Raw genomic sequence first — 22,718 nt, 5'->3', positions numbered from 1 at the left:
ACGGGAGGAACCCCCCGTAGTACGTCACCTGCGCCGCCACCGTCAGTCGGCGAGAGCCTTGTCGAGGGAGTCGTGCACGGTGAACACCGCGTCCGCACCAGTGATCTCGAAGACCCGCGCCACCACCGGTTGCATCCCGGCCAGATGTACTCCGCCTCCCCCGGCCTCCGCCTTCAGGCGGGCGCCGAGCAGTACGTTCAAGCCGGTGGAGTCCATGAACTCCAGCTGCGAGCAGTCGACGACCAGTCGCGCGAAGCCGTCCGCGACACACCCTTCAAGTGATTCCCGCAACAGGTCCGCGGTGTGGTGATCCAGCTCACCCGCGACGGTCACGATCGCGCTGGCACCCTGATGCCGGATCGCGACATTGAGCCGTCCCCGACTGGCACTGCCGACCGTCCCGCGGTCCATGCGCGTGCACCCCTCTTGCTGTCTCGGCGTCCGATTGCTTACGACTGCGCTGACCGAACACTACGCCTTCGATCCACACAGCTGGTAGCCGAACAATACGTAATTCTCAGCAAACCCGGACAACACGCACTTGCCATCTTCCGGCAAACCCAGGTAGGCGTAGTAAGGACACATTCGAAACGGCCGGCTTTGGAGGCGCCGCACACCGCAGCTTCGCGTAGAGGCATCGGCAGCCATATGCCGAGAACGATGGAGGACAACATGTCACCCCGGCTCGACGAATTGCGCACCGAAGACACCACGGAGACCGCGTCGTCGACTCCCTTGTCAGAGACCACCCTCGCGGAGGCCGCCCTCACCGAGGCCGTCCTGTCCGAGGCCGCCCTGCCCGAACAGTCCCAGACGTCTCATTCCCCGCAGATCACATCTGAATCGTCCGCACCGGACACGACGGGAATCCCCGAGCTCGACGGACTGCCCGAGATCCCCCCGTACGCCGAGGTGGGTCCGGTGGACGCGCGGGCCCTGTCCAAGACGCTCTTCCAGCGCCTGGAGTCGCTGGAAGAAGGCACCCACGAATTCGCGTACGTCCGCAACACCCTGGTCGAACTCAACCTCGCGCTGGTGAAGTTCGCGGCCTCCCGGTTCCGCTCCCGCAGCGAGCCCATGGAGGACATCGTCCAGGTCGGCACCATCGGCCTGATCAAGGCGATCGACCGCTTCGAGCTCGGCCGCGGCGTGGAGTTCCCGACGTTCGCCATGCCGACCATCGTCGGCGAGATCAAGCGTTTCTTCCGCGACACCAGCTGGTCCGTACGGGTGCCCCGGCGCCTGCAGGAGCTGCGCCTGGACCTGGCCAAGGCCGGCGACGAGCTGGCGCAGAAGCTGGACCGTTCCCCGACGGTGAGCGAGCTCGCCGAACGCCTCGGCATCACCAACGACGAGGTCGTCGAGGGCATGGCCGCGAGCAACGCCTACACGGCCAGCTCGCTGGACGCCCAGCCGGAGGAGGACGACAACGAGGGCGCGCTGGCCGACCGCATCGGCTACGAGGACCACGGCCTCGAAGGCATCGAGTACGTCGAGTCGCTCAAGCCGCTGATCGCCGAGCTGCCCCCGCGCGACCGCAAGATCCTCTCGCTCCGCTTCGTCGCCAACATGACGCAGTCGGAGATCGGCGAGGAGCTGAACATCTCCCAGATGCACGTGTCGCGGCTGCTGTCGCGCACGCTCGTCAAGCTCCGTAAGGGGCTGATGGTCGAGGAGTGAGTCCGGCGGACACTTCGCGGTCGCGGCCGGCCTGACGGGCCGGCCTCCGCCCGCGTGGAAGAGGGCCTGCCCCGGCTGTCCGGGACGGGCCCTCCTCTGCTGTACCGGCGGCTGCGGCGGGTGCCTGGCGCGCGCTGTGGCGGGTGCTTACCGCGTGGGCGCGGGTGCCTGCAGCGTGGTGATGATTTCCTCGCCCTCCAGGCCCGGGCCGTTCTCCTCCGTGAAGTCGACGGTGACCTTCACTTCGTCGCCTGCGGCGAAGTGCGCGCCGGCGGCCTGCGTCAGGTCCAGCTTCAGGGAGCGGCTGCGGTAGTCGCACGTGAGGTCACCGCCGGCGACGGTGCCGCTGGCGGACGCCGCCGGTCCGTCCGTCTTGACCGCCTTGCCGGAGAGCCCCCAGGTGTAGCCGGTGTCGCAGGAGTAGCCGAGGTGCACCGAGAGCCGCTGCCCGTCGAGCGTCACCTGGTCGATGGAGATCACGTTCGCCTTCGCCGCGGCGGCCGGTGCGGTGGCCAGGGCGGCGCCGCCGAGGACGGCGACGGTGGCCGCGGTGCCGGCGAGGCGGGCCTTGAGGCGGGTCGACTGCATGAGAATCCTTTCCCCCGCGCAGCCACCCCGCACGCACGCCGGAGTCACCTCCGGCCGCGCTGACTCCGGCGAAGGTTTCTCCGACTCTGCGGGGGACTGCGTCAGTTGTCCGTGTCGGTCCCGGACATTACGTGATCTTCGCGGAGACCGGTACCGGATACCGCCGCAGGGCGCGGTTCATACGCGTACGCCCCGGTGCCAGACGTCGGAGACGAGGGGGACGCCCGGGCGGTAGGCGAGGTGGACGTGCGAGGGCGCGTCGAGGAGGGCGAGGTCGGCGCGGGCGCCGGGGGTCAGGCGGCCGACGTCGGTACGGCGCAGAGCTGCCGCGCCGCCGGCGGTGGCGGCCCAGACGGCCTCGTCGGGCGTCATCTTCATGTCCCGTACGGCCAGGGCGATGCAGAACGGCATCGAGCTGGTGAAGGACGAGCCGGGGTTGCAGTCGGTGGACAGGGCGACGGTGGCGCCCGCGTCGAGGAGGGGGCGCGCGTCGGGCCACCGGGCGCGGGTGGAGAACTCGGCGCCGGGCAGCAGGGTCGCGACGGTCGCGCTGTTGGCGAGCGCGTCGATGTCGGCGGCGTCCAGGTGGGTGCAGTGGTCGGCGGAGGCGGCGTCGAGTTCGACGGCGATCTGTACGCCGGGGCCGTGGTGCAGCTGGTTGGCGTGCACGCGCGGGAGCAGGCCCTTGGCCTTGCCGGCGGTCAGGATCGTGCGGGCCTGGTCGCCGTCGAAGGCGCCCTGTTCGCAGAAGACGTCGATCCAGCGGGCGTGCGGGGCGCAGGCGTCCAGCATCGGGCCGGTGACCAGGTCGACGTAACCGGCCGGGTCGTCGGCGTAGTCGGGGGAGACGATGTGCGCGCCGAGGAAGGTGACCTCGTCGGTGTGGGCGGCGGCGATGCGCAGGGCGCGGGCCTCGTCCTCGACGTTCAGGCCGTAGCCGGACTTGGTCTCCAGGGTCGTGGTGCCCTGGCGGAGCGCCTCGGCGAGGTACTTGGCGACGTTGGCGTGCAGTTGCTCGTCGGTGGCGGCGCGGGTGGCGGCGACGGTGGTGCGGATGCCGCCGGCCGAGTAGGCCCGGCCGGACATCCGGGCGTTGAACTCGGCGGTGCGGTCGCCGCCGAAGACCAGGTGGGAGTGGGAGTCCACGAAGCCCGGGATCCCGGCGCGGCCGCCCGCGTCGACGTGACTGTCAGTGGCGGGTGCTTTGCTTGTCGTACCGATCCAGGCGACGCGGTCGCCGTCGAGGACGACGGCCGCGTCCTGGATCAGACCGAGGGGGCCTTCACCGAGGGAGGGGTCGTTGGTGACGAGGGTGGCGATGTTGGTGATGGCGGTGGTGCGGCCGGTGGCGGCGCGCTCCGCGGCCGTGGTGCTCGCGTTCATCGTGGGGGTGCTCTCCTTCGGCCGCGGTGTCAGCCGTGTACGGCCGCGATGGCCTCGGCCAGTGCGGTGGGGACGTCGGGCACGCGTACGTGGACTCCGTCGCGTACGACCTGGCGGCCGCCGACCACCGTGTGGCGCACGTCGGCGCCGGAGGCGGCGAATACGGCCGTCTCGGCGCCCAGCCGGGGCAGCGGTCCCGCGGTGCGTACGGAGTCCAGCGCGACCGTGGTGAGGTCGGCGAGCGCGCCGCGTTCGATGGTGCCCGCCTCGTCCCAGCCGAGGGCGGCGTGGCCGTCGGCGGTCGCGGCGCGCAGCAGGGCGTTGGCGGTCCAGTGGCCGCGGGTGCGGGTGCGCAGCCGTTCGTCCAGCTCCATCGCGCGGGCCTCTTCGAAGAGGTCGATGACGGCGTGGCTGTCGCTGCCGAGCGACAGGGGGCTGCCGGCGGCCTGGAGCTGGACGGCGGGGCCGATGCCGTCGGCGAGGTCGCGTTCGGTGGTGGGGCACATGCACACGCCGGTGGTGGTGTCGCCCAGCAGCCGGACGTCCTCGCCGGTGAGGTGGGTGGCGTGCACGGCGGTGGTGCGGCGGCCCAGGACACCGTGGGCGGCGAGGAGTTCGGTGGGGGTGCAGCCGTGCGCGGCGCGGCAGGCGTCGTTCTCGGCGGTCTGCTCGGAGAGGTGGACGTGCAGCGGCGCGTCCCGGTGCCCGGCCCATTGCGCGACGGTGCTCAGCTGGTCGGCCGGCACGGCGCGTACGGAGTGCACGGCCGCCCCGATGCGGGCGTGCGGGCGGCCGTCCTTCAGGGCCGCGGCGCGTTCGGCCCAGGCGTCGGCGGTGCCGTCGGCGAAGCGCAGCTGGTGGTGGTCGGGCGGGTCGCCGAAGCCGGACGAGAGATAGGCGGTGTCCAGCAGGGTGATGCGGATGCCCGCCTCGTCGGCCGCGGCGATCAGGGCCTCGCCCATCGCGTTGGGGTCGGCGTAGCGGGAGCCGCCCGGTCCGTGGTGGAGGTAGTGGAATTCGCCGACGCAGGTGATGCCGGTCAGCGCCATTTCCGCGTAGACGGCCCGCGCGAGGGCGTAGTAGGAGTCGGGGGTGAGCTTGGAGGCGACCTGGTACATCACCTCGCGCCAGGTCCAGAAGGTGCCGGAGCCGACCTGGACGGTGCCGCGCAGGGCGCGGTGGAAGGCGTGCGAGTGGGCGTTGGCGAGGCCGGGGAGGGTCAGGCCGCGCAGCGGTTCGGCGCCGGGCGGCGGTGCGGGGACCTCGGTGCGTACGGCGCTGATGCGGCCGTCGGCCGGGTCCACGTCCACGGCCACGCCCGGCTCGACGTGCGTGCCGAGCCAGGCGTGTTCCAGCCAGTACGTCGTCGGGGCGGCCGGCCCCGGCCCGTTGCCTCCGGGCCGCGGGGCCGGCCCGGATTCCTGCGGCGTCACCTGCACGCCAGGCCCTCCAGTACGTCGGCGAGTGCGGTCACCCCGGCGATGCAGTCGTCCTCGGCCGCGCGTTCGGCGGGCGAGTGCGAGACGCCGGTGGGGTTGCGTACGAACAGCATGGCGGTGGGCACGGTGGCGGACAGGATACCCGCGTCGTGTCCGGCGCCGGTGCCCAGCACGGGCACCTCGCGGGCGCCGCCCGGGCGGCGGTCCGCCGCGTGGGTGAGGATCTTGGCCAGCTCGTCCCGCAGGGCGTGCCCGAACTCGATGACGGGGGTGAAGGACTCCCGGGTGACCCGGACGTCGACGCCGTCGCGCGCGCCGCGTTCGGCGGCCGCCCGCTCGACGGCGGCGACGACGGTGTCCAGCGTCTCCTGGTCGGCGGCGCGGGAGTCCAGCCAGCCGCGGACCAGCGACGGGATGGCGTTGACGCCGTTCGGCTCGACGCTGATCTTGCCGAAGGTGGCCAGCGCGCCGGCCAGCTCGGCGTTCTCGCGGGCGGCGAGCACGGTCGCGGCGTAGGTGAGCATCGGGTCGCGCCGGTCCGCCAGGCGGGTGGTGCCCGCGTGGTTGGCCTCGCCGTGGAAGTCGAACCGCCAGCGGCCGTGCGGCCAGATGGCGGAGGCGATGCCCACGGGGTCGCCGGTCAGGTCGAGGGCGCGGCCCTGTTCGACGTGGAGTTCGACGAACGCGCCGATGCGGGCGAGGCGGTCGGGGTCCGGGCCGATGGCGTCCGGGTCGTGACCGGCCCGCTCCATGGCCTGCGGGAGCGTCATGCCGTCGCCGTCCCGCAGCTGGTGGGCGGCTTCGACGGTGAGCTGTCCGGCGCTGAGCCGGGAGCCGACGCAGGCCAGGCCGAAGCGGGCGCCTTCCTCGTCGCCGAAGTTGACGATCGCCAGCGGTTTGGCGGGCTCGGCGCCCCGGCGGCGGAGTTCGTCGAGGGCGGCGAAGGAGGACACCACGCCGAGCGGGCCGTCGAAGGCGCCGCCGTCCGGGACGGAGTCGAGGTGGGAGCCGGTGACGACGGCTTCGCCGGGGGCCACGTCCGCGGCCGACGCGGCGCCGAGCCAGGCCCACTGGTTGCCGTTGCGGTCCTGCTCGTAGGCGAGTCCGCGGGCGCGGGCCTGGGCCTCGAACCAGGCCCGGCAGTCGGCGTCGGCGCCGGTCCAGGCGAAGCGGCGGTAGCCGCCGGTGCCGGAGTGGCGGCCGATGGGCGCGAGGTCGCGCCACATCTCGTGGAAGGACGGCCCGGCGACGCCCGCACTCCCCGGTCCCTCCGGTGTTCCGGCGGCACCCGCCGGGCTTCCGGAGCGCCCGGCGGCACCCGTCGGGTTCCCGGAGCGCCCAGCGGCACCCGCCGGCGCCCCCGGCTTCCCGGCGGCGCCGGGCGCGGCGGCGGACGCGCGACCGTCCGCCGCTCGGCCGTCGGACGCCCGGCCGCCGTCCGCCCGGCCGCCGTCCGCCCGGCCGCCGTCCGCCCGGCTGCCGGACGCCGGGTCGCCGGACGCCGGACCGTCGTACGCCGGGGTCACTCGCCCTCCCGCATCGGGATGCGTACGCCGCGCTCGGCCGCGACCTCGTCGGCGCGGTCGTACCCGGCGTCGACGTGGCGGATGACGCCCATGCCCGGGTCGTTGGTCAGCACCCGGCGGATCTTCTCGCCGGCCAGCGGTGTGCCGTCGGCGACCGTGACCTGTCCGGCGTGGATCGAGCGGCCCATGCCGACGCCGCCGCCGTGGTGCAGGGAGACCCAGGAGGCGCCGGAGGCGACGTTGACCATGGCGTTGAGCAGCGGCCAGTCGGCGATGGCGTCGGAGCCGTCGAGCATCGCCTCGGTCTCCCGGTACGGGGACGCCACCGAGCCGCAGTCCAGGTGGTCGCGGCCGATGGCCAGGGGAGCCTGGAGGGTGCCGTCGGCGACCATGTCGTTGAAACGCTCGCCCGCCTTGTCGCGTTCGCCGTAGCCGAGCCAGCAGATCCGGGCCGGCAGGCCCTGGAAGTGCACCCGTTCGCCCGCCAGCTTGATCCACCGGGCGAGCGACTCGTTCTCCGGGAAGAGGTCCAGGATGGCCCGGTCGGTGGCGGCGATGTCCTTGGGGTCGCCGGACAGCGCGGCCCAGCGGAACGGCCCCTTGCCCTCGGCGAACAGCGGCCGGATGTAGGCGGGCACGAAGCCGGGGAAGGCGAAGGCGCGCTTGTATCCGGCGAGTTCGGCCTCGCCGCGGATGGAGTTGCCGTAGTCGAAGACCTCGGCGCCGGCGTCCATGAAGCCGACCATGGCCTCCACGTGGCGGGCCATCGACTCGCGGGCCCGGCGGGTGAAGTCGGCGGGCTGCTCGGCCGCGTAGGTGGCCATGTCCGCGAAGTCCACGCCGACCGGGAGGTAGGCGAGGGGGTCGTGGGCGGAGGTCTGGTCGGTGACGATGTCGATCGGCGCGCCGTCGGCGAGCATCTGCGGCAGCAGCTCCGCCGCGTTGCCGAGCAGACCGATGGACAGCGGTTTGCGCTGGTCACGGGCCTCGACCGCGAGCTGGAGGGCGTGCTGGAGGCTGTCCGCCCGCACGTCCAGATAGCGGTGTTCGATGCGCCGTTCGATGGCTCGCGGGTCGCAGTCGATGCAGATGGCGACGCCGTCGTTCATGGTGACGGCGAGCGGCTGGGCGCCGCCCATGCCGCCGAGCCCGGCCGTGAGGGTGATCGTGCCGGCCAGCGAGCCGTCGAACTTCTTCGCGGCGACGGCGGCGAACGTCTCGTACGTGCCCTGGAGGATGCCCTGGGTGCCGATGTAGATCCACGAACCGGCGGTCATCTGCCCGTACATGGTCAGGCCCAGGGCCTCCAGGCGGCGGAACTCCTCCCAGTTGGCCCAGTCGCCCACCAGGTTGGAGTTGGCGATCAGGACCCGCGGCGCCCACTCGTGCGTCTGCATGACGCCGACCGGCCGGCCGGACTGGACGAGCATCGTCTCGTCCTGCTTGAGCGTGGTCAGCGTGCGCACCATCGCGTCGAAGGAGCGCCAGTCCCGGGCGGCCTTGCCGGTGCCGCCGTAGACGACGAGCTGGTCCGGGTGCTCGGCGACCTCCGGGTCGAGATTGTTCTGCAGCATGCGCAGCGCGGCTTCCTGCTGCCATCCCCGGGCGCTCAGTTCCGTACCGCGCGGTGCCCGCACGGGTCGCGGTCCTGACATGGGCCGTGCCTCCCTGACGTCGATGCGAATGGATCGAGCTATTCACATCTTGGGGCGCTGAATAGGGCTAGTCAACAGGTCGGGGCGGTCCGTCCGCCGCCCCGGCCCGCCGGCCGTTCCCTCAGCGCACCGTCTGGTCGCCGTCCGGCACGTCCGTCACCGTGACCTTCGCGTCCGGCTGTCCCAGGCCGTCCGCCACCGCCGCCGCCAGGCCGCCGGGGTCGGGTTCGGAGGGGAACGGCACGCTCTCGCCGTCCCCGTAGCTCTCGATCGCCTTGGTGAAGTAGCCGGGCAGCCAGGCGCCGACCGCGCCCCTGACCTCCACCGCGGTCACGTCCCGGCCGCCCACCCGGTCCCGCAGGGCGCCGAGGATGCGGTCGGAGCGGTACTCCCCCGGCACCTGGAAGAGGCTGGCGTGCGCGCCCACCAGGCCGCCGTCCGCGAGGCGGACCGTCACGGTCAGACAACTGGTCACGCTCGGGTAGAGCAGTGTGCCGCCGGGGGCGGCCTCACGGACCTGGCCTTCGGTGATCCGTACGGCGGAGGCAGGCGCGGGGGCAGGTGCGGGAGCCGGGGCCGTGTGCGCCGCCGGGGCCGGCGCCTCGCCCGTACCCGAAGCCGCCGCCGTTCCGGTCTGCAACGCCAGCACTGCGGCCGCGGCGGCCAGCGTGCAGGCCCCTCGCCGCGCGTACTGCCGGCCCGATATCCCCTTGGTGAACATGTACTCCGCTTCCTCTTCGCTCGTGCGCGACGGCCGCGCACGACAGTTCACCTTCGCAGCCGCACACCCGGAACCGGGAACCCGCCACGGCCTCCGCTACAGCACGAACCCCCGCGGGAACGGGTCGCTCGGGTCGAGGACGTACCGGGCCGTGCCGGTGATCCAGGCCCGCCCGGTGACCGTGGGCACGACCGCCGCCCGGCCGCCGACCCGCGCGGTGTCCACCAGCCGCCCCGTGAAGCGGGTGCCGATCAGGGACTCGTTGACGAAAGGCCGGTGCAGCGGGAGTTCGCCGCGCGCGTGGAGCTGGGCCATCCGGGCGCTGGTGCCGGTGCCGCAGGGCGAGCGGTCGAGCCAGCCGGGGTGGATGACCATGGCGTTACGGGAGTCCGAGCCGTCCGCCCCCGGCGTGCCGGGGGCCGTGAACTGTACGTGGTGGCAGCCGGAGATGGCCGGGTCGGCCGGATGGACGGGCCGGTCGCGTCCGTCCACCGCGGCCAGCACCGCCAGCCCGGCGGCGATGATCTCGTCCAGGTGGGCGGCGGCGAACGGGATGCCCAGCGCGGCGAGCGGGGTGATCGCGTAGAAGTTGCCGCCGTACGCCAGGTCGTAGCGGACCTCGCCGTGGCCGGGCACCTTCACCACGGCGTCCAGTTCGTGCGCGTACGAGGGGACGTTGTGCAGAGTGACGTGCTCGGCGCGGCCGTCGCGGACCGCGACCCGGGCCGCCACCAGCCCGGCCGGGGTGTCCAGCCGTACGGTCGTGACGGGCTCGGTGACCTCCACCATGCCCGTCTCGACCAGGACCGTCGCGACGCCGATCGTGCCGTGCCCGCACATCGGCAGGCAGCCGGAGACCTCGATGTAGACGACGCCCCAGTCGGCATCGGGCCGGGTCGGCGGCTGGAGGATCGCCCCGCTCATGGCGGGGTGCCCGCGCGGTTCGTTGACGAGCAACTGGCGGATGTGGTCGAGGTGTTCGATGAAGTGGAGGCGGCGGTCGGCCACGGTCGCGCCCGGGATGGTGCCGACGCCGTCGGTGATGACGCGGGTCGGCATGCCCTCGGTGTGCGAGTCCACGGCGCTGAAGGTGTGCACGCTGCGGGCGGTGAAGGAGGCCTTCATGCCGTCGGCCGTCACCGCCCCTCGGCTTTCGCCCAGATCTCCAGCGCCTGCACGGCGCCGCGCAGATCCGCGTCCAGCTGCCGCCGGTGCTCGGGCAGCAGCGGGCCGCGCGGCGGCCGGCAGGGCCCGCCGTACCGGCCCACGATGTCCATCCCGCGCTTGATCGCCTGCACGAACTCGGTGCGCGAGTCCCACCGGAACGCGGCGACCAGCGGTTCGTACAGCTCCCGCGCCTCGGCCACCCGCCCGGCCAGGGCCAGCTCGTAGAGGCGTACGCAGGCGGCGGGGAAGACGTTGGGGAAGCCGGCGAACCAGCCGGTGGCGCCCATCAGCAGCGCCTCCAGCACCAGGTCGTCGGCGCCCGCCACCACGTCCAGGCCGGGGGCCTGCTCCTTGATGTGCAGCACCCGGCGGATGTCCCCGGAGAACTCCTTGACCGCCACGACCCCGTCGATCGCGGCGACCTCGCGCAGCGTCTCCGGCGTCAGGTCGACCTTCGTGTCGAGCGGGTTGTTGTAGACCATCACCGGCAGGCCGACGGCCGCCACCTCCTCGAAGTGGCGCACGACCTCGGCGGTGTTGGCCCGGTAGAGGGTGGGCGGCAGGCACAGCACGCCGTCCGCGCCGTCCTCGGCCGCCAGTTCCGCCCAGTGCCGCGCCTGGTGCGAGCCGACCCCGTGCACGCCGACGACGACCCGCGCGTCCCCTCCCACCGCCGCGACGGCCGTACGGGCCACCGCGCGCCGCTCGTCGTCGGTGAGCGAGGAGTACTCACCGAGCGAACCGTTCGGCCCGACGCCGTGACAGCCGCTGTCGACGAGCCAGCGACAGTGCTCGGCGTACCGGTCGAGGTCCGGCCGGAGCCCGGCGGGGGCGCTCCGGTCCTCGGCGTACGGCAGGGTGGTGGCGACGATGACGCCGGTCAGCGGCGCACGGGAGGCGGCGGTGCGGGACGTACGGGACTGCGGCGTCGCGTGGTCCGTCATGACGGGTCCTCTCGGTACGGCGGGGTCGGGGGCACGGGGCCGGGCGCGGCCAGGTCCGCGAGGCGGACCGGCTGGGCGATCGGGCGGCGGTCGGCGGTCTGGGGGTCGGGGAGGGCGTCCGGGCCGCTGAGTGCGGCCGCGTTACGGGCGCAGATCCGGCCCTGGCAGGGGCCCAGGCCGACACGCGTGGTCAGCTTGAACGTGCACATGCCGTCGGCCGCGAGGCTGCCCCCGTCGGGCCCGCCGGCCCCACCGTCCACGCCGCCTGTCCCCCGCTCCCCCGCCGCCGTACGCAGGACGCCGTACGGGACCTCCTCGCAGCGGCAGACGAGCGTGTCCTCGCCGAGCCAGGTGTGCCACCCGTCGCGTACGGGGTGGGCCGCGGCGAGCAGCCGGGCGAAGCGGCGGCCCGCGACGACCCGCCGCCGGGCGGCCGGGGCGCGCGCCACGACGCGGGCCGCCGCGGCGGGCACCGTCCGGCGGGCGGCCGCCAGCCCCGCCAGTTCGCCTTCCGCGGCGGCGAGTGCCGCGCCGCCGATGCCGGTGGGCTCACCCGCCGCGTACACGCCGGGGACGGAGGTCCGCTGCCAGGCGTCCACCGCGACCCAGGAGTTGTCGCGCAGTGCGCAGCCCGCGGCGAGGGCGAGTTCGAGTTGCGGGGTGAAGCCGTAGCCGACGCAGACCGCGTCGACGTCCTCGACGCGGCGTTCGGTGCCGGGCACGATGCGCCAGTCGGCGGTGAGGCGGGCCACCGTCACCGCCTCGACGCGCTCCCGTCCGTGCGCCGCGACGACGGCCTGGCGGGCCCGGTAGGGAACGCGGTGCCGCGCCAGACCGGCGGCATAGGTGAGCAGTTCGGGCAGCTTGGCGTGCCCGTCGCGGAGCGCGGCCACGGGGGTGCGCAGCCAAGCGGCGGGCGAGCCCGCCTCGTACACGCCGAGGACGCGCGCCCCCACGGTGAGCAGCGACGACGCGACCGGCAGCAGGAACGGTCCGGTGCCGGAGACCACCACCCGGCGGCCGATCGCCGTCCGCTGGCCCTTGGCGAGGGCCTGCGCCGCGCCCGCCGTGACGACGCCCGGCAGGTCCCAGCCGGGGAACGGCAGGGCCCGGTCGTACGCGCCGGTGCACAGGACGAGCGCGGCGGTGCGCAGGGTGTGGGCCGTTCGGCCGGGGGCGTCGGCGGGCCCTTGGAGGACGTGTACGGTCCAGCCGCCGTCCGTACCGGTGCACGATGCGCCCCCCGGCTCCAGCGCCCAGACCGTGCACCGGGGAAGCCACTCGATGCACGGATGCTCCTGTACGGCGCGGACCGCCGCGCCCCGCTCCGGACCGTCGGCCGCCTGCCGGAGGAACTGCCCGCCCGGCCGCTGCCCCTCGTCCACCAGCGCCACCCGTGCCCCGGCCCCGGCCGCCGCCAGCGCCGCCGCCAGGCCCGCCGGGCCGGCGCCCACGACGACCACCGGCACGTCGCGCACCGTCCCCTCAGGCGCGTCCACGCCCGTCTCCGGGGGAAAGCACGGCAACGGCGTGCCCTCCTGCGTCTCGATGCGGTCGCCCGCCTCGACCACGCGCCGGCAGGCCCGTACGTCCGGTACGCCGTTGACGACCACCAGGCAGTCGTGGCAGACCCCGATCCCGCAGAAGACCCCGCGCGGGCGGCCGCCCCGGGTGGTCCGCCAGGAGGCGCGCCCTGCCGCCAGCAGGACCGCGGCGGCCGTCTGGCCGCTACGGGCCCACCGCTCGGCGCCGTCGACCGTCACGCGGAACACCGCGCCTCCTCCGCCAGGCCCGGCCGCGCCACCCGGTACGGCTCCGGGTCGAGGCACGGCCGCTCGCCCGCGTACAGCTGGGCGAGGAGTTCGCCGGTCGCGGGGGCCAGCCCGATGCCCGCGCCTTCGTGCCCGGTGGCGTGCCACAGGCCCGGCAGGCGCGGGTCCGGTCCGACGACCGGGAGGTGGTCGGGGGTGTACGGGCGGAAGCCGCCGTACGCGCGGATCACCGGGACCCGGCCCAGCACCGGGAACAGCGCCGCCGCCTTGCGGGCCAGTTCGCGCAGGACGGCGACGCGGAAACGTTCCTCGAAGCCGGCCCGCTCCCGGCTGGACCCGATGAGCACGGTCCCGCCCCGGGTGGCCTCGACCACCGTCGAGGTGCGCAGGTCGGCGTCGCCGCTGCCGACGGCGCCCACGTAGTCGGCGTCGTACACCTTGTGCCGGACCGTACCCGGCGGCAGCGGCGCGGTGACCAGCACCAGGCCCCGGCGCGGCAGGACGGGCAGCGGCACGCCCGCCTCCTCGGCGAACCGGCCCGCCCACGGCCCGCAGGCGTTGACGACCGCCCCGCACGGCAGCGTCCCGGCCGAGGTGCGCAGGGCCGTCACCCGCCCGTCCGTGCCGCGTTCGACACCGAGCGCCCGTACCCCCGGCCGCAGGGTGCCGCCGCGTCGCCGTACGGCGCCGAGCAGCGCGGCGGCCGCCGCGACCGGCTGGACCTGGGCGTCCTGCGGGTAGTGGACGGCGGCGCGGACGCCCGGCGCGAGGTGCGGTTCGCAGGCGTGCACGTCGTCCGGTGCGACCTCGTGGGCCGTGACACCGGCGGCCCGCTGGGCGGCGGCGAACCCGGCCAGCGCCCGGGCGCCCGGCTCCCCGAGGGCGACGACCAGGCCGCCCTTGGCCTCGTACTCGCAGCGCTCGGCGAGCCCCGCGCCCAGTTCCTCCCCCAGCTCCGCGAAGAGCCGCGGCCAGCGGGCCGACGAGGCCAGTGCCAGGGTCAGTTCGGGTCCTGACGGCTTGTCGGAGACCAACAGGTTGCCCTCACCGTGGGCCGTCGTGCCGGAGGCGAGCGGCGCGCGGTCCAGCACGGTGACGCGGACGCCGCGCCGGGTGAGCGCCTCGGCGCAGGCCGCGCCGATGATGCCGCTGCCGACCACGGCCACGTCGGGGTACGGGAGCCGGGACGGCGGGTACGCGGAGCCGTGCCGCCCCGCCGGTCTCGCCTGGACGTGCCGGTATCGCATGAACCCGCACCACCGTTCCGCTCGCGCGTCTGCGTGAAGGGACCCCTCGGGAGAGCGCCGCGACGTTATTGCCGCCTGCCGGAGAGGTCAACACCGCCTGCGGGCCGGGCCGGTCGATGGCGGCCGCGGCGGGCAGGTGGTGGAGTGGTGCCATGAACCCCGCGACGCCCCCGCCCCCGCCCTCCTCCGACGCCGCCCTGCGGGACCGTGCCGTCGCGGCAGCCGTCGCCCAGGGGCTGGTGAGCGCGGCCGACCCCGTCGCGGGGCTCCTGGACGTCACCGGGATCCGCCGGTCCGCCGCCGAACTGCGCGCCGCTTTCGCGGAGTTCACCGCGCCCGGCACGCCGGTCCTGCACGCCTTCGCCGTCAAGGCCGCCTCGCTCGTCCCCGTACTGCGCCTGCTCGCGCGGGAGGGGCTGGGCTGCGAGGTGGCCAGTCCCGGCGAACTGGCGCTGGCCCGCGCGGCCGGTGTGCCACCGGCCCGTACCGTGCTGGACTCGCCCGCCAAGACCCCCGCCGAGCTGCGCGAGGCGCTCGCCCTCGGCATCGCCGTCAACGCCGACAGCTTCGGTGAGCTGGACCGCCTGGACGCCCTGACCGCCTCCGCGCCGACCTCCTCGCCACTGGGCCTGCGCGTCAACCCGCAGCTCGGCGGCGGCAGCATCGACGCGATGAGCACCGCCACCGATACGTCGAAGTTCGGCGTGGCACTGCGCGACGAGGACGCCCGCGAGCGGGTCGTCCAGGCCTTCCTCGACCGGCCGTGGCTGACCCGGCTGCACGCCCACGTCGGGTCGCAGGGGATGCCGCTGGAGCTGATGGCGGACGGGGTGCGGGTGCTGTACGAGCTGGCCGAGGAGATCAACGAGAAGGCGGCGCGGGCCCAGGTCGGCACGCTGGACATCGGTGGCGGCCTGCCGGTGAACTTCGCGTCCGACGCGGTGTCGCCGGCGTACCGCGACTACACCCGGCTGCTGCACCGCACCGTGCCGGGGCTCTTCGACGGCCGGTACGGGCTGGTGACCGAGTTCGGCCGCTCGCTGCTCGCCAAGCACGGGCTGGTCCTGGCGCGTGTCGAGTACACCAAGTCGGCCGGCGGGCGGCGCGTCGCGGTCACCCACGCGGGGGCGCAGATCGCCACCCGTACGGTCTTCGCGCCGGAGGCCTGGCCGGTGCGGGTCGCCGCGTACGACGCGCAGGGGCGCCCCAAGACCGGCGACGCGGTCGCCCAGGACGTGGCCGGGCCCTGCTGCTTCGCGGGCGACCTGGTCGCGCGGGCCCGGCCGCTGCCGCCCCTGGAGCCGGGCGACCACGTCGCCCTCCTGGACACCGGCGCGTACTACTTCTCCACCCACTTCGCGTACAACTCACTCCCCCGCCCCGGCGTGCACGGGTACGCGCCGGGGCCGGACGGGGGCGTGCGCTGGGCGACCGTACGGGCCGCGCAGCGGGTGGCCGAACTGGTCGCGGAGAGCGGCGGCGCGTACGGGGACGCGCTCACCCAGCTCTAAAGATCTTCCGGAGCGGGCATCCCGGGCTCATGCGGACCCCCTCCACGGACACCCCGGGACCGGCCGACCCGAGCGGCCCGAGCGACCCGAACGCCTCCGGCACCTCCCTGCGCCGCGCCATCGGTCCCGGACTGCTGGTCCTGCTGGTGGTCGGGGACATCCTCGGCACCGGCGTGTACGCCGTCACCGGCAAGGTCGCGGGCAAGGTCGGCGGCGCCCTGTGGCTGCCCTTCGTGATCGGCTTCGGGATCGCCGCGCTGACCGCCGCCTCGTACGTGGAGCTGGTGGGCAAGTACCCGAAGGCGGCCGGGGCCGCGCTCTACACCCACAAGGCGTTCCGGGTGCCGTTCCTGACGTTCCTGGTCGCCTTCATGGTGATGTGCTCGGGCCTGTCCTCGGCGAGCGCCGCGGCCCGCGCCTTCAGCGGGGACTACCTGCGCACCTTCGCCGATCTGCCGCCGACCCTGGTGGCGGTGGTGTTCGTGCTGGCGCTGGCCGCGCTGAACCTGCGCGGCGTGGCGGAGTCGGTCAGGGCGAACGTGGTGCTGACTGTGGTCGAGGTGTCCGGCCTGCTGATCATCATCGGGCTGGGGGTGGCCGCGGTCTGGACGGGCGGCGGGGAGCCGGCGCGGCTGGCCGAGCTGGACACCGGCGGTACCGGTTTCGCGGTGCTGACCGGCGTACTGGGCGCCACCGGGCTCGCCTTCTTCGCCTTCGTCGGCTTCGAGGACTCGGTGAACATGGCGGAGGAGACCCGGAACCCCGGCCGGAACTTCCCCCGCGCGATCTTCCTCGGGGTGGGGATCACCGGCACCGTCTACGTCCTGGTGGCCCTGGTCTCGTCGCTGCTCGTCGACCACCACCGGCTCCAGGAGTCGTCGGCGCCGCTGCTGGAGGTGGTGCACGCGAGCGGCGCGACGTTCCCGCCGGCGGTGTTCGCGCTGATGGCGCTGTGCGCGGTCACCAACTCCGCGCTGATCAACATGATGATGGCCTCCCGGCTGTGCTACGGCATGGCCAACGAGCGCATCCTGCCGCGCGCCGTGGCCCGCGTCCTGCCGGGCCGCCGCACGCCCGTCGTCGGCATCGCGCTGACCACGGCGCTGGCCCTGGGCCTGGTCCTCACCGGTGAGATCGAGGGGCTCGGCGACACGACGGCCTTCCTGCTGCTGTGCGTCTTCGCGGTCGTCAACGTGGCGGTGCTGGTGCTGCGCCGCGACCGGGTGCCGCACCGGCACTTCCGTACGCCCACCGTCTTCCCGGTGCTCGGCGCCGCCGGGGCCCTCGTCCTGGCCAGTCCGCTGGCCGACCGGGCGGTGGAGGTGTACGTACGGGCCGCGGTGCTGGTGGTGATCGGCATCGCGCTGTGGGGCGTGAACCGGCTCGTACTGCGCGCGCGGGAGGAGTGACTCCCCCCGCCGCAGTCAGGCCTTTGCCGCCTTGGGCCGGGCCGCCTTAGGCCGGGCCCCCTTCGCCCCGCCCGGACGCGCGTCCTTGGCCGCCACGCCCGTCGTCAGATAGCCGCGGACGTCCCGCCCCGCGGGCCCGCCGCGTACGGCCGCCTCCGTACGGACCCACAGCAGCGCGTCGTGGTCCCGCTCCCAGCGGCCCAGCCACAGCGCCTTGGCCCACAGCCCGAGCCCCGCCCCGGCCAGCAGCATCCCGCCCGCCGCGGGCAGCGCGAACGAGGAGCCGAGCGCCGCCAGGAACGCCGGCAGCAGCCACCAGCGGTGCGCCCGGCGCCAGACCCGCAGCGTCACCGCACGGTCCTGGAGGATCGCCGACTTGCCGGCCCGGGACGCCGCCTTCGCCAGGTGCGCGTACCGCTTGCGGCGCACCGCGAAGACCACGTACGCCGCGACGACGAACAGCGCCGCCCCGGCGTACACCCCGATCCGCCGCCCGGTCAGTCCGGGCACCAGCGCGCCCGCCCCCGCGGCCAGCACACCCGGCCACCACAGCCATCCGGCCGGCGCCCGTACCAGCACCGCCACCCGCGCCAGCGCAACAGCCCCGCGACCCACGACAACCTCCTCCTCGCTCCACGGTCCGGCTACGGACCGACGTCACGGCGGCGGATGGTAGCCAGCCCGTCTGAGAATTCCGTGAAGCCGCAGGGGTGCCGGAGGTGCGCCAAGAGGGCCGGGCGGGCCCACTCGGGCCCGCCCGGGCTCACTCCACGAACAGCCCCCGCTCGGCCGCCTTCGCGTCGAACTCCTCCAGCCGCGCCTGCGCGTCCGGCAGCGCGTCGCACATCGCCTCCAGCAGCACCCGGCCGAGCAGCATCGGCGCGCAGGCCGTGTCGAAGGCGAGGCCGGTGCCGACCGCGGCGGGCAGCAGCAGGTCGGTGTGGCGGGCGACCGGCGCGAAGGCGCTGTCCGCGACCGTCACGACGGTCAGCCCGGCGGCACGCGCGTACTCCAGGGCGTCCACCACCTCGCGCGGGTGGCGCGGCAGCGCGAAGCACAGCAGGGTGCTCGCGCCCGCCTGCACCGCCGCGTCGATGCGGTCGGTGAGCATCGTGCCGCCCTCGTCGAGCAGCCGGACGTCCGGGTGGACCTTGCGGGCGAAGTACGCGAAACCGGCGGCCTGCGCGGTCGCCGCCCGCAGCCCGAGGACCGGCAGGGGCCGGGAGGCCGCGAAGAGCCGGCCCGCCCTGACCACCGGGCCCGGGTCGGCCAGCACCGCCGCGAGGTGCCGCAGGTTGTCGATCTCGGCTTGCACGGCCTGCTGGTACTCGTTGTACGTCCCGGTGCCGCGCGCCGTCGCGGCGGGCGCGACCTCGCGCAGGTGCTTGCGCAGCGCCGGGTAGCCGTCGAAGCCGAGGGCGACCGCGAAGCGGGTCACCGAGGGCTGGCTGACCCCGGCCAGTTCGGCCAGTTCGACGCTGGAGAGGAAGGGCGCGTCGGCGGCCCGACGCACCATGCAGTGCGCGATGCGCCGCTGGGTCGGGGTGAGGCGGTGGCCCTCGAAGAGCTTCTGCAGGCGCGCCGCCGTGCCGGTGTCCGCTCCGGGACCGGACTCCGGTGTCCCCCGCATGCCCTCGTCCGCTTCCGCTTCCGCCGCCGTACCGCCGCGGTCCTCGCCGCCGTCCCCGTTCATCGCTGCCTCCCGGCCGTGTTCGCGGCCGTGCTCCCGGCCTTCGTGTCGTTCCTGGTCGTGCGGGGCGGCGGTGTACCGCGCGGGTCCCGTCCCGCCGCCCGACTGTACGTAATCGGGGCACGTTCCCCGTCCCGCTGCCCGCCGGCGTCCCCGCCGCCCGCTCCGGCTCCTTCGCCCCGGCTCACAGCGCGGCCAGCCCGTCCAGCAGCCCTTCCGCCACCGCCACGTCCGCCGTCAGCGGCCGGTCCGCCATCCGCGCGTCCAGCGCCCCGGCGGCCAGGGCGAAGGCGCGGGCCGCCGGTACGTCCGGCTCGGGCTCCAGCGCACGCATCCGCAGCGCCCGTACGGCCGCGACGAGTTCGCAGGCGAGCACCCGCCGGTACGTGACGCAGGCGCGCAGCGTCTGGCGGGCGCCGAGCGACGCGAAGCTGGCCTGCTCCTCGACGCCCCGGGAGAGGACCGCGTGCCCGAGGGACGCGGGCTGCGAGGCGGCCCGCAGTTCGCCGAGGGCGGCCCCGGCCGCGTATTCGAGGATCATCACGCCGGAGCTGGCCGGCGCCTGGTCCCCGAGGAACGGCCGCAGCCGGGTCAGGTCCGGTTCGGAGAGCGCGGCGAGGCGGGCGGCGGACAGCAGCGCGGTCTGGAGCACGGCGAGCCGGAAGCCGTCCAGGGCGAGGACCGGGTGGGCGGCGTAGAAGTTGCCGTGGTGGTAGGCCGCCTGGTCCGCCACGCTGATGAGCGGATTCTCGGCCGCGGCGTTCACCTCGACGGCCAGGACCCGGTCGAGGGCGTCGGCGGCGTCCAGCGCGGGCCCGTGGATCTGCGGGATGCAGCGGAAGCCGTACGGGTCCTGGATGCGGCCCAGCGGCGGCGCGGGCCGGGCGAGGGCGCCGGTCAGCTCCCGCATCCGGGCGGCGACGGCGGCCGATCCGGGGTGCGGGCGGGCCTGGACGACCGGCTCGGCGAACGGTTCGTGGGAGCCGCCGACCGCGAGCAGGGAGAGCGCGGCGACCGGCAGCGCCGCGGCCAGCAGGCGGCGCAGCCCATCCAGGGCGAGTGCGGCCTGCCCGAGGGTGAGCGCGTTGCTGCTGATGAAGGCGAGCGCGTCGTTGCCGTCCAGGGCGAGAGGGGCGGGGGCCGGGCCGCCGCCCGGCGTCGCCCAGGGGTGTTCACCGGCGAGCGCCAGCCCGGTCTGCGCGAGCGCGGCCAGGTCGCCGGTGCCGACCGCCCCGTACTCGTTGACGACCGGGTACGCGCCGGTCTCCAGCGCCCGGACCAGCGCGGTGATCACCGCCGGGCGCAGGCCAGCGCCGCCCGCCAGCAACTGGTTGGCGCGTACGGCGAGCATGGCGCGCACCTCACGGGCGGGCAGCGGGTCGCCGATCGCCCCGGCGTGGCTGCGCAGCAGGCGCAGGCCGTGTTCGTCGTCGGCGACGGCCACGTCTTCGGTGCGGTTGGCGCCGACGCCGGTGCTGCGGCCGTAGACCCGGCCGGTGGCGGCGAGGCGGCGGGCGGTCGCCCAGGACTCCTCGGCGTACGCGAGGTCCGCGGCGCGCAGGGCGGCGGGGCGGGCCGCACCGTCCGCGAGCGCGGCGATCCCGGCCACGCCGAGACCGCGACCGTCGAGAGCGACCGTGGGCGCGGCCCCGGCGGAACGCGCCGCTACGGGCCTACGGCCGGGTCGTCTGCCCTGGTCCAGAGTCCGGGACGGCATGGCGCGCGGCTCCCTTCCCCGACAGGCCTTATTCACTCACTGATGACTCTGCATGACGATATACAGTCGGGCAAGACCGCGGGCCGCGGAGCCCGCGTCACGGGCGTCCGGGACGACACGGGCCGCACGGGCGTCACGGTCTTGCACGAGCGCCACGGCTTGCACGAGCGTCACGGGCGTCCGCACACCCGTACCGCCGACCCCCGCTCACTCAGCCGCGGCGCGCACAGCATCCGCTTGCGCCGCACGCGCCGCCCCTCGACGGCCGCGACGGCCAGCCGCGCCGCCTCCTCGGCGATGCCGACGAGTCCCCAGTCCAGCGTGGTCAGGGGCGGGGTGAGCACCCGGGAGACGGGGTGGTCGTCGAAGCCGACCACCGAGACGTCCCGGCCGACCGTCAGCGACGCCTCGGCCGCCGCCGCGTAGACCCCGTACGCGATCGAGTCGGAGAAGCAGAACACCGCCGTCGGCGTCGCCCCGCCCGGCCCGCCGCCACCCAGCACGCGCCGCGCGACCGCCGTCGCCTCGCCCAGTTCCTGGGCACACGGCAGGACTTCGGCGGTGATGCCGAGGCGTCCGGCCGCCTCCCGTACGTACACGTCGGCGGGCCGGTCGGGGGTGGACGGGCCGGTCGGCGTCAGGACCGTGACCCGCCGGTGGCCCAGTCCCGCCAGGTACTCCAGTACGGCGTCGATCCCGGCGCGGTTGTCGAACAGCACCTCGCCCGCCGTACGGGCGCGGCGCAGCGAGTCCCCGATGGACACCACCGGCACCGCCTCGGCGATCTGCGCCCAGCCCGCCGCCGAGGGGTCGACCGGTGACACCAGCAGGCCGTCCACACGCTGGTCGCGCAGTTGTTTGGCCAGGGCTAGTTCGCGCTGCGGGTCGCCGCCCGCGTCGAGGATCAGGGCGTAACGGTCGCCCGCGAGCAGTTCCCGCCCTATCGCCGCCATCAGCTGCTGCTGCCACAGGTCCTGGAGGTCGCCGGCCAGTACGCCGACCATGCTGGTCCGGCCGCTGGCCAGGGCGCGGGCGATCGGGTCCGCCTCGTAGCCGAGTTCGGCGGCGGCCTTGCGCACCCGTTCCTCGGTCTCCTTGGAGACGTGCGTGCCGCGCAAGGCGTAGGAGACGGCGGCGGTGGAGAGCCCGGTGGCCTCGGCCACCTCGCGGAGGGTGGGGCGCTTACGGGGCCTGACCATGCCGGAAGCCTACCCAAGGCACCGGCGTGTCCCGCGTGTTGTGCCGCCCGTCCGCCGCCGGGTGCGCGCGGGCGCCCCTGGCGTTCCCTTGACGCCGTTCCGGTTAATCGCTTCACTCAATCGCATCACTGAAGCGGTTGACCTCCTCCACCCACGGGAGGAAGTCCGTGCCTTGCGACGTCCACCAGCACGTGTGGCCACCCCAGTTCACCGATCTGCTGCGCACCCGCCGCACACCGCCCCGCCTGGACGGCTGGACGCTGCACCTGCCCGGCGAACCCCCGTACGCCGTCGATCCCGCCGACCACGACCTCACCGCCCGGACGGAGCTGGCCCGCAGCGACGGGCTCGACCGGGCCCTGATCTGCCTCTCCAGCCCGCTCGGCGTCGAATTCCTGCCGCCCGCCGAGGCCGTCCCGCTGCTCGACGCCTTCCACGAGGGCGCGCTCGCGCTGCCCGCGCCCTTCGGCGTCTGGGCCGCGCCATGCCTGTCCGCCCGGACTCCCGGCCCCGCCTCCGTCGCGCGTCTGCTGCGCCGCGGCTGCGCCGGACTGCAACTTCCCGCCACCGCCTTGCTCGACGCCACCGGGTGGTCGCGTTGCGCGCCGCTCCTCGACGCCGCGGAAGACCTGGACAGGCCCCTGTTCGTCCACCCCGGGCCCGCTCCCCCGGCCCCGCCGGGCAGCCCTCCGTGGTGGCCCGCCCTGGCCCCGTACCTCCAGCAACTGCACGCCGCCTGGTTCGCCTTCCGCGCCTTCGGCCGTCCCCGCCACCCGCGCCTGCGCGTCTGCTTCGCCGCTCTCGCGGGCCTCGCCCCGCTGCACGGCGAACGGCTCGCCGCGCGCGGCGGCCGGGACCGCGGGCGCGTCGACCCCGGTGTCTTCTACGACACCTCCTCCTACGGCACGCGCGCCGTGGACGCGGTCGTGCGCGCCGTCGGCATCGACGCGGTGGTGAGCGGCAGCGACCGCCCGTACGCCGTACCGGACGTTCCCGACCTCGGCGCCGCAGCCGTACACGCCCTGCGCACCGCCAACCCGGCCCGCCTCCTCGGCCCGGCATAAGGAGCC

General features: G+C 74.9%; 19 protein-coding genes. 4 read left to right on the top strand and 15 right to left on the bottom strand.

Annotated elements, in window-relative coordinates:
* Positions 1 to 42: 42 nt before the first annotated feature.
* On the bottom strand, positions 43 to 411 hold the full coding sequence (locus OEIGOIKO_RS25345; RefSeq protein WP_031009365.1) for an STAS domain-containing protein: 369 nt from the start codon (positions 409 to 411) through the stop codon (positions 43 to 45).
* Positions 412 to 672: 261 nt separating this feature from the next.
* On the opposite strand from OEIGOIKO_RS25345, the gene OEIGOIKO_RS25340 reads away from it, so the two are divergent.
* Positions 673 to 1,680: an RNA polymerase sigma factor SigF gene (locus OEIGOIKO_RS25340; RefSeq protein WP_174857214.1), complete on the top strand. Its 1,008-nt coding sequence runs from the start codon at positions 673 to 675 to the stop codon at positions 1,678 to 1,680.
* 147 nt (positions 1,681 to 1,827) lie between these two features.
* On the opposite strand, the gene OEIGOIKO_RS41775 is transcribed toward OEIGOIKO_RS25340, so the two are convergent.
* The 10 genes from OEIGOIKO_RS41775 to OEIGOIKO_RS25290 form a co-directional block, all read right to left on the bottom strand.
* Positions 1,828 to 2,268: a hypothetical protein gene (locus tag OEIGOIKO_RS41775; protein WP_170251848.1), complete on the bottom strand. Its 441-nt coding sequence runs from the start codon at positions 2,266 to 2,268 to the stop codon at positions 1,828 to 1,830.
* Positions 2,269 to 2,445: 177 nt separating this feature from the next.
* Positions 2,446 to 3,651 carry an imidazolonepropionase gene (gene hutI, locus OEIGOIKO_RS25330; RefSeq protein WP_125055945.1) on the bottom strand — a complete coding sequence of 402 codons (1,206 nt, stop codon included), beginning with the start codon at positions 3,649 to 3,651 and terminating at the stop codon, positions 2,446 to 2,448.
* 29 nt (positions 3,652 to 3,680) lie between these two features.
* Positions 3,681 to 5,006: a formimidoylglutamate deiminase gene (locus tag OEIGOIKO_RS25325; protein WP_125058935.1), complete on the bottom strand. Its 1,326-nt coding sequence runs from the start codon at positions 5,004 to 5,006 to the stop codon at positions 3,681 to 3,683.
* A 74-nt stretch (positions 5,007 to 5,080) separates the two neighbouring features.
* Positions 5,081 to 6,316 carry an allantoate amidohydrolase gene (locus tag OEIGOIKO_RS25320; protein WP_125058934.1) on the bottom strand — a complete coding sequence of 412 codons (1,236 nt, stop codon included), beginning with the start codon at positions 6,314 to 6,316 and terminating at the stop codon, positions 5,081 to 5,083.
* Positions 6,317 to 6,612: 296 nt separating this feature from the next.
* Positions 6,613 to 8,271, bottom strand: a complete 1,659-nt coding sequence (gene hutU, locus OEIGOIKO_RS25315) for a urocanate hydratase (protein ID WP_125055944.1) — start codon at positions 8,269 to 8,271, stop codon at positions 6,613 to 6,615.
* A gap of 121 nt (positions 8,272 to 8,392) precedes the next feature.
* Positions 8,393 to 8,992: a hypothetical protein gene (locus OEIGOIKO_RS25310; RefSeq protein WP_246177529.1), complete on the bottom strand. Its 600-nt coding sequence runs from the start codon at positions 8,990 to 8,992 to the stop codon at positions 8,393 to 8,395.
* Between the two features lie 96 nt (positions 8,993 to 9,088).
* Positions 9,089 to 10,117, bottom strand: a complete 1,029-nt coding sequence (locus tag OEIGOIKO_RS25305; RefSeq protein ID WP_125055943.1) for a proline racemase family protein — start codon at positions 10,115 to 10,117, stop codon at positions 9,089 to 9,091.
* Positions 10,118 to 10,128: 11 nt separating this feature from the next.
* Entirely contained in the window at positions 10,129 to 11,103 is a 975-nt protein-coding gene (locus tag OEIGOIKO_RS25300) for a dihydrodipicolinate synthase family protein (protein ID WP_125055942.1), read from the bottom strand.
* Complete coding sequence (locus OEIGOIKO_RS25295; protein WP_246177528.1) at positions 11,100 to 12,875, bottom strand: FAD-dependent oxidoreductase; 1,776 nt, start codon at positions 12,873 to 12,875, stop codon at positions 11,100 to 11,102. Before OEIGOIKO_RS25295 ends, OEIGOIKO_RS25300 begins: the two co-directional genes overlap by 4 nt.
* Positions 12,863 to 14,122: an NAD(P)/FAD-dependent oxidoreductase gene (locus OEIGOIKO_RS25290; protein ID WP_125055941.1), complete on the bottom strand. Its 1,260-nt coding sequence runs from the start codon at positions 14,120 to 14,122 to the stop codon at positions 12,863 to 12,865. The genes OEIGOIKO_RS25295 and OEIGOIKO_RS25290 overlap by 13 nt, the downstream gene beginning before the upstream one ends.
* 152 nt (positions 14,123 to 14,274) lie before the next feature.
* Here OEIGOIKO_RS25290 and OEIGOIKO_RS25285 point away from each other — a divergent pair, with 152 nt between their 5' ends.
* Together OEIGOIKO_RS25285 and OEIGOIKO_RS25280 are read left to right on the top strand one after the other, a co-directional pair.
* Positions 14,275 to 15,633, top strand: a complete 1,359-nt coding sequence (locus OEIGOIKO_RS25285; protein WP_125055940.1) for a type III PLP-dependent enzyme domain-containing protein — start codon at positions 14,275 to 14,277, stop codon at positions 15,631 to 15,633.
* A gap of 29 nt (positions 15,634 to 15,662) precedes the next feature.
* Complete coding sequence (locus tag OEIGOIKO_RS25280; protein ID WP_246177527.1) at positions 15,663 to 17,042, top strand: APC family permease; 1,380 nt, start codon at positions 15,663 to 15,665, stop codon at positions 17,040 to 17,042.
* A 15-nt stretch (positions 17,043 to 17,057) separates the two neighbouring features.
* On the opposite strand, the gene OEIGOIKO_RS25275 is transcribed toward OEIGOIKO_RS25280, so the two are convergent.
* From OEIGOIKO_RS25275 to OEIGOIKO_RS25260, 4 genes are all read right to left on the bottom strand, one after another.
* Complete coding sequence (locus OEIGOIKO_RS25275; RefSeq protein WP_125055939.1) at positions 17,058 to 17,657, bottom strand: hypothetical protein; 600 nt, start codon at positions 17,655 to 17,657, stop codon at positions 17,058 to 17,060.
* 148 nt (positions 17,658 to 17,805) lie between these two features.
* On the bottom strand, positions 17,806 to 18,672 hold the full coding sequence (locus OEIGOIKO_RS25270) for a MurR/RpiR family transcriptional regulator (RefSeq protein ID WP_125058930.1): 867 nt from the start codon (positions 18,670 to 18,672) through the stop codon (positions 17,806 to 17,808).
* A gap of 244 nt (positions 18,673 to 18,916) precedes the next feature.
* The gene (locus OEIGOIKO_RS25265; protein WP_125055938.1) at positions 18,917 to 20,449 is read right to left on the bottom strand and encodes an aromatic amino acid lyase; all 1,533 of its coding nucleotides are present in this window, start codon (positions 20,447 to 20,449) and stop codon (positions 18,917 to 18,919) included.
* 170 nt (positions 20,450 to 20,619) lie between these two features.
* A complete protein-coding gene (locus tag OEIGOIKO_RS25260; RefSeq protein WP_125055937.1) occupies positions 20,620 to 21,648 on the bottom strand; it encodes a LacI family DNA-binding transcriptional regulator in 1,029 nt (342 codons plus the stop codon).
* A 167-nt stretch (positions 21,649 to 21,815) separates the two neighbouring features.
* Here OEIGOIKO_RS25260 and OEIGOIKO_RS25255 point away from each other — a divergent pair, with 167 nt between their 5' ends.
* Entirely contained in the window at positions 21,816 to 22,712 is an 897-nt protein-coding gene (locus tag OEIGOIKO_RS25255) for an amidohydrolase family protein (RefSeq protein WP_125055936.1), read from the top strand.
* Positions 22,713 to 22,718: the final 6 nt, after the last annotated feature.

Origin of the sequence: Streptomyces paromomycinus, from assembly GCF_003865155.1 — a bacterium.
Classification (GTDB): domain Bacteria; phylum Actinomycetota; class Actinomycetes; order Streptomycetales; family Streptomycetaceae; genus Streptomyces; species Streptomyces chrestomyceticus.
Note: the sequence above shows the minus strand (reverse complement) of the source record. Positions and strands in the feature narration are given on the sequence as shown.

Coding starts and splice junctions, on each gene's coding strand:
- OEIGOIKO_RS25345 (WP_031009365.1), bottom strand. CDS start 411: ATGGACCGCGGGACGGTCGGCAGTGCCAGTCGGGGACGGCTCAATGTC.
- OEIGOIKO_RS25340 (WP_174857214.1), top strand. CDS start 673: ATGTCACCCCGGCTCGACGAATTGCGCACCGAAGACACCACGGAGACC.
- OEIGOIKO_RS41775 (WP_170251848.1), bottom strand. CDS start 2,268: ATGCAGTCGACCCGCCTCAAGGCCCGCCTCGCCGGCACCGCGGCCACC.
- hutI (WP_125055945.1), bottom strand. CDS start 3,651: ATGAACGCGAGCACCACGGCCGCGGAGCGCGCCGCCACCGGCCGCACC.
- OEIGOIKO_RS25320 (WP_125058934.1), bottom strand. CDS start 6,316: ATGTGGCGCGACCTCGCGCCCATCGGCCGCCACTCCGGCACCGGCGGC.
- hutU (WP_125055944.1), bottom strand. CDS start 8,271: ATGTCAGGACCGCGACCCGTGCGGGCACCGCGCGGTACGGAACTGAGC.
- OEIGOIKO_RS25310 (WP_246177529.1), bottom strand. CDS start 8,992: ATGTTCACCAAGGGGATATCGGGCCGGCAGTACGCGCGGCGAGGGGCC.
- OEIGOIKO_RS25305 (WP_125055943.1), bottom strand. CDS start 10,117: ATGAAGGCCTCCTTCACCGCCCGCAGCGTGCACACCTTCAGCGCCGTG.
- OEIGOIKO_RS25300 (WP_125055942.1), bottom strand. CDS start 11,103: ATGACGGACCACGCGACGCCGCAGTCCCGTACGTCCCGCACCGCCGCC.
- OEIGOIKO_RS25290 (WP_125055941.1), bottom strand. CDS start 14,122: ATGCGATACCGGCACGTCCAGGCGAGACCGGCGGGGCGGCACGGCTCC.
- OEIGOIKO_RS25285 (WP_125055940.1), top strand. CDS start 14,275: ATGAACCCCGCGACGCCCCCGCCCCCGCCCTCCTCCGACGCCGCCCTG.
- OEIGOIKO_RS25280 (WP_246177527.1), top strand. CDS start 15,663: ATGCGGACCCCCTCCACGGACACCCCGGGACCGGCCGACCCGAGCGGC.
- OEIGOIKO_RS25270 (WP_125058930.1), bottom strand. CDS start 18,672: ATGCGGGGGACACCGGAGTCCGGTCCCGGAGCGGACACCGGCACGGCG.
- OEIGOIKO_RS25265 (WP_125055938.1), bottom strand. CDS start 20,449: ATGCCGTCCCGGACTCTGGACCAGGGCAGACGACCCGGCCGTAGGCCC.
- OEIGOIKO_RS25260 (WP_125055937.1), bottom strand. CDS start 21,648: ATGGTCAGGCCCCGTAAGCGCCCCACCCTCCGCGAGGTGGCCGAGGCC.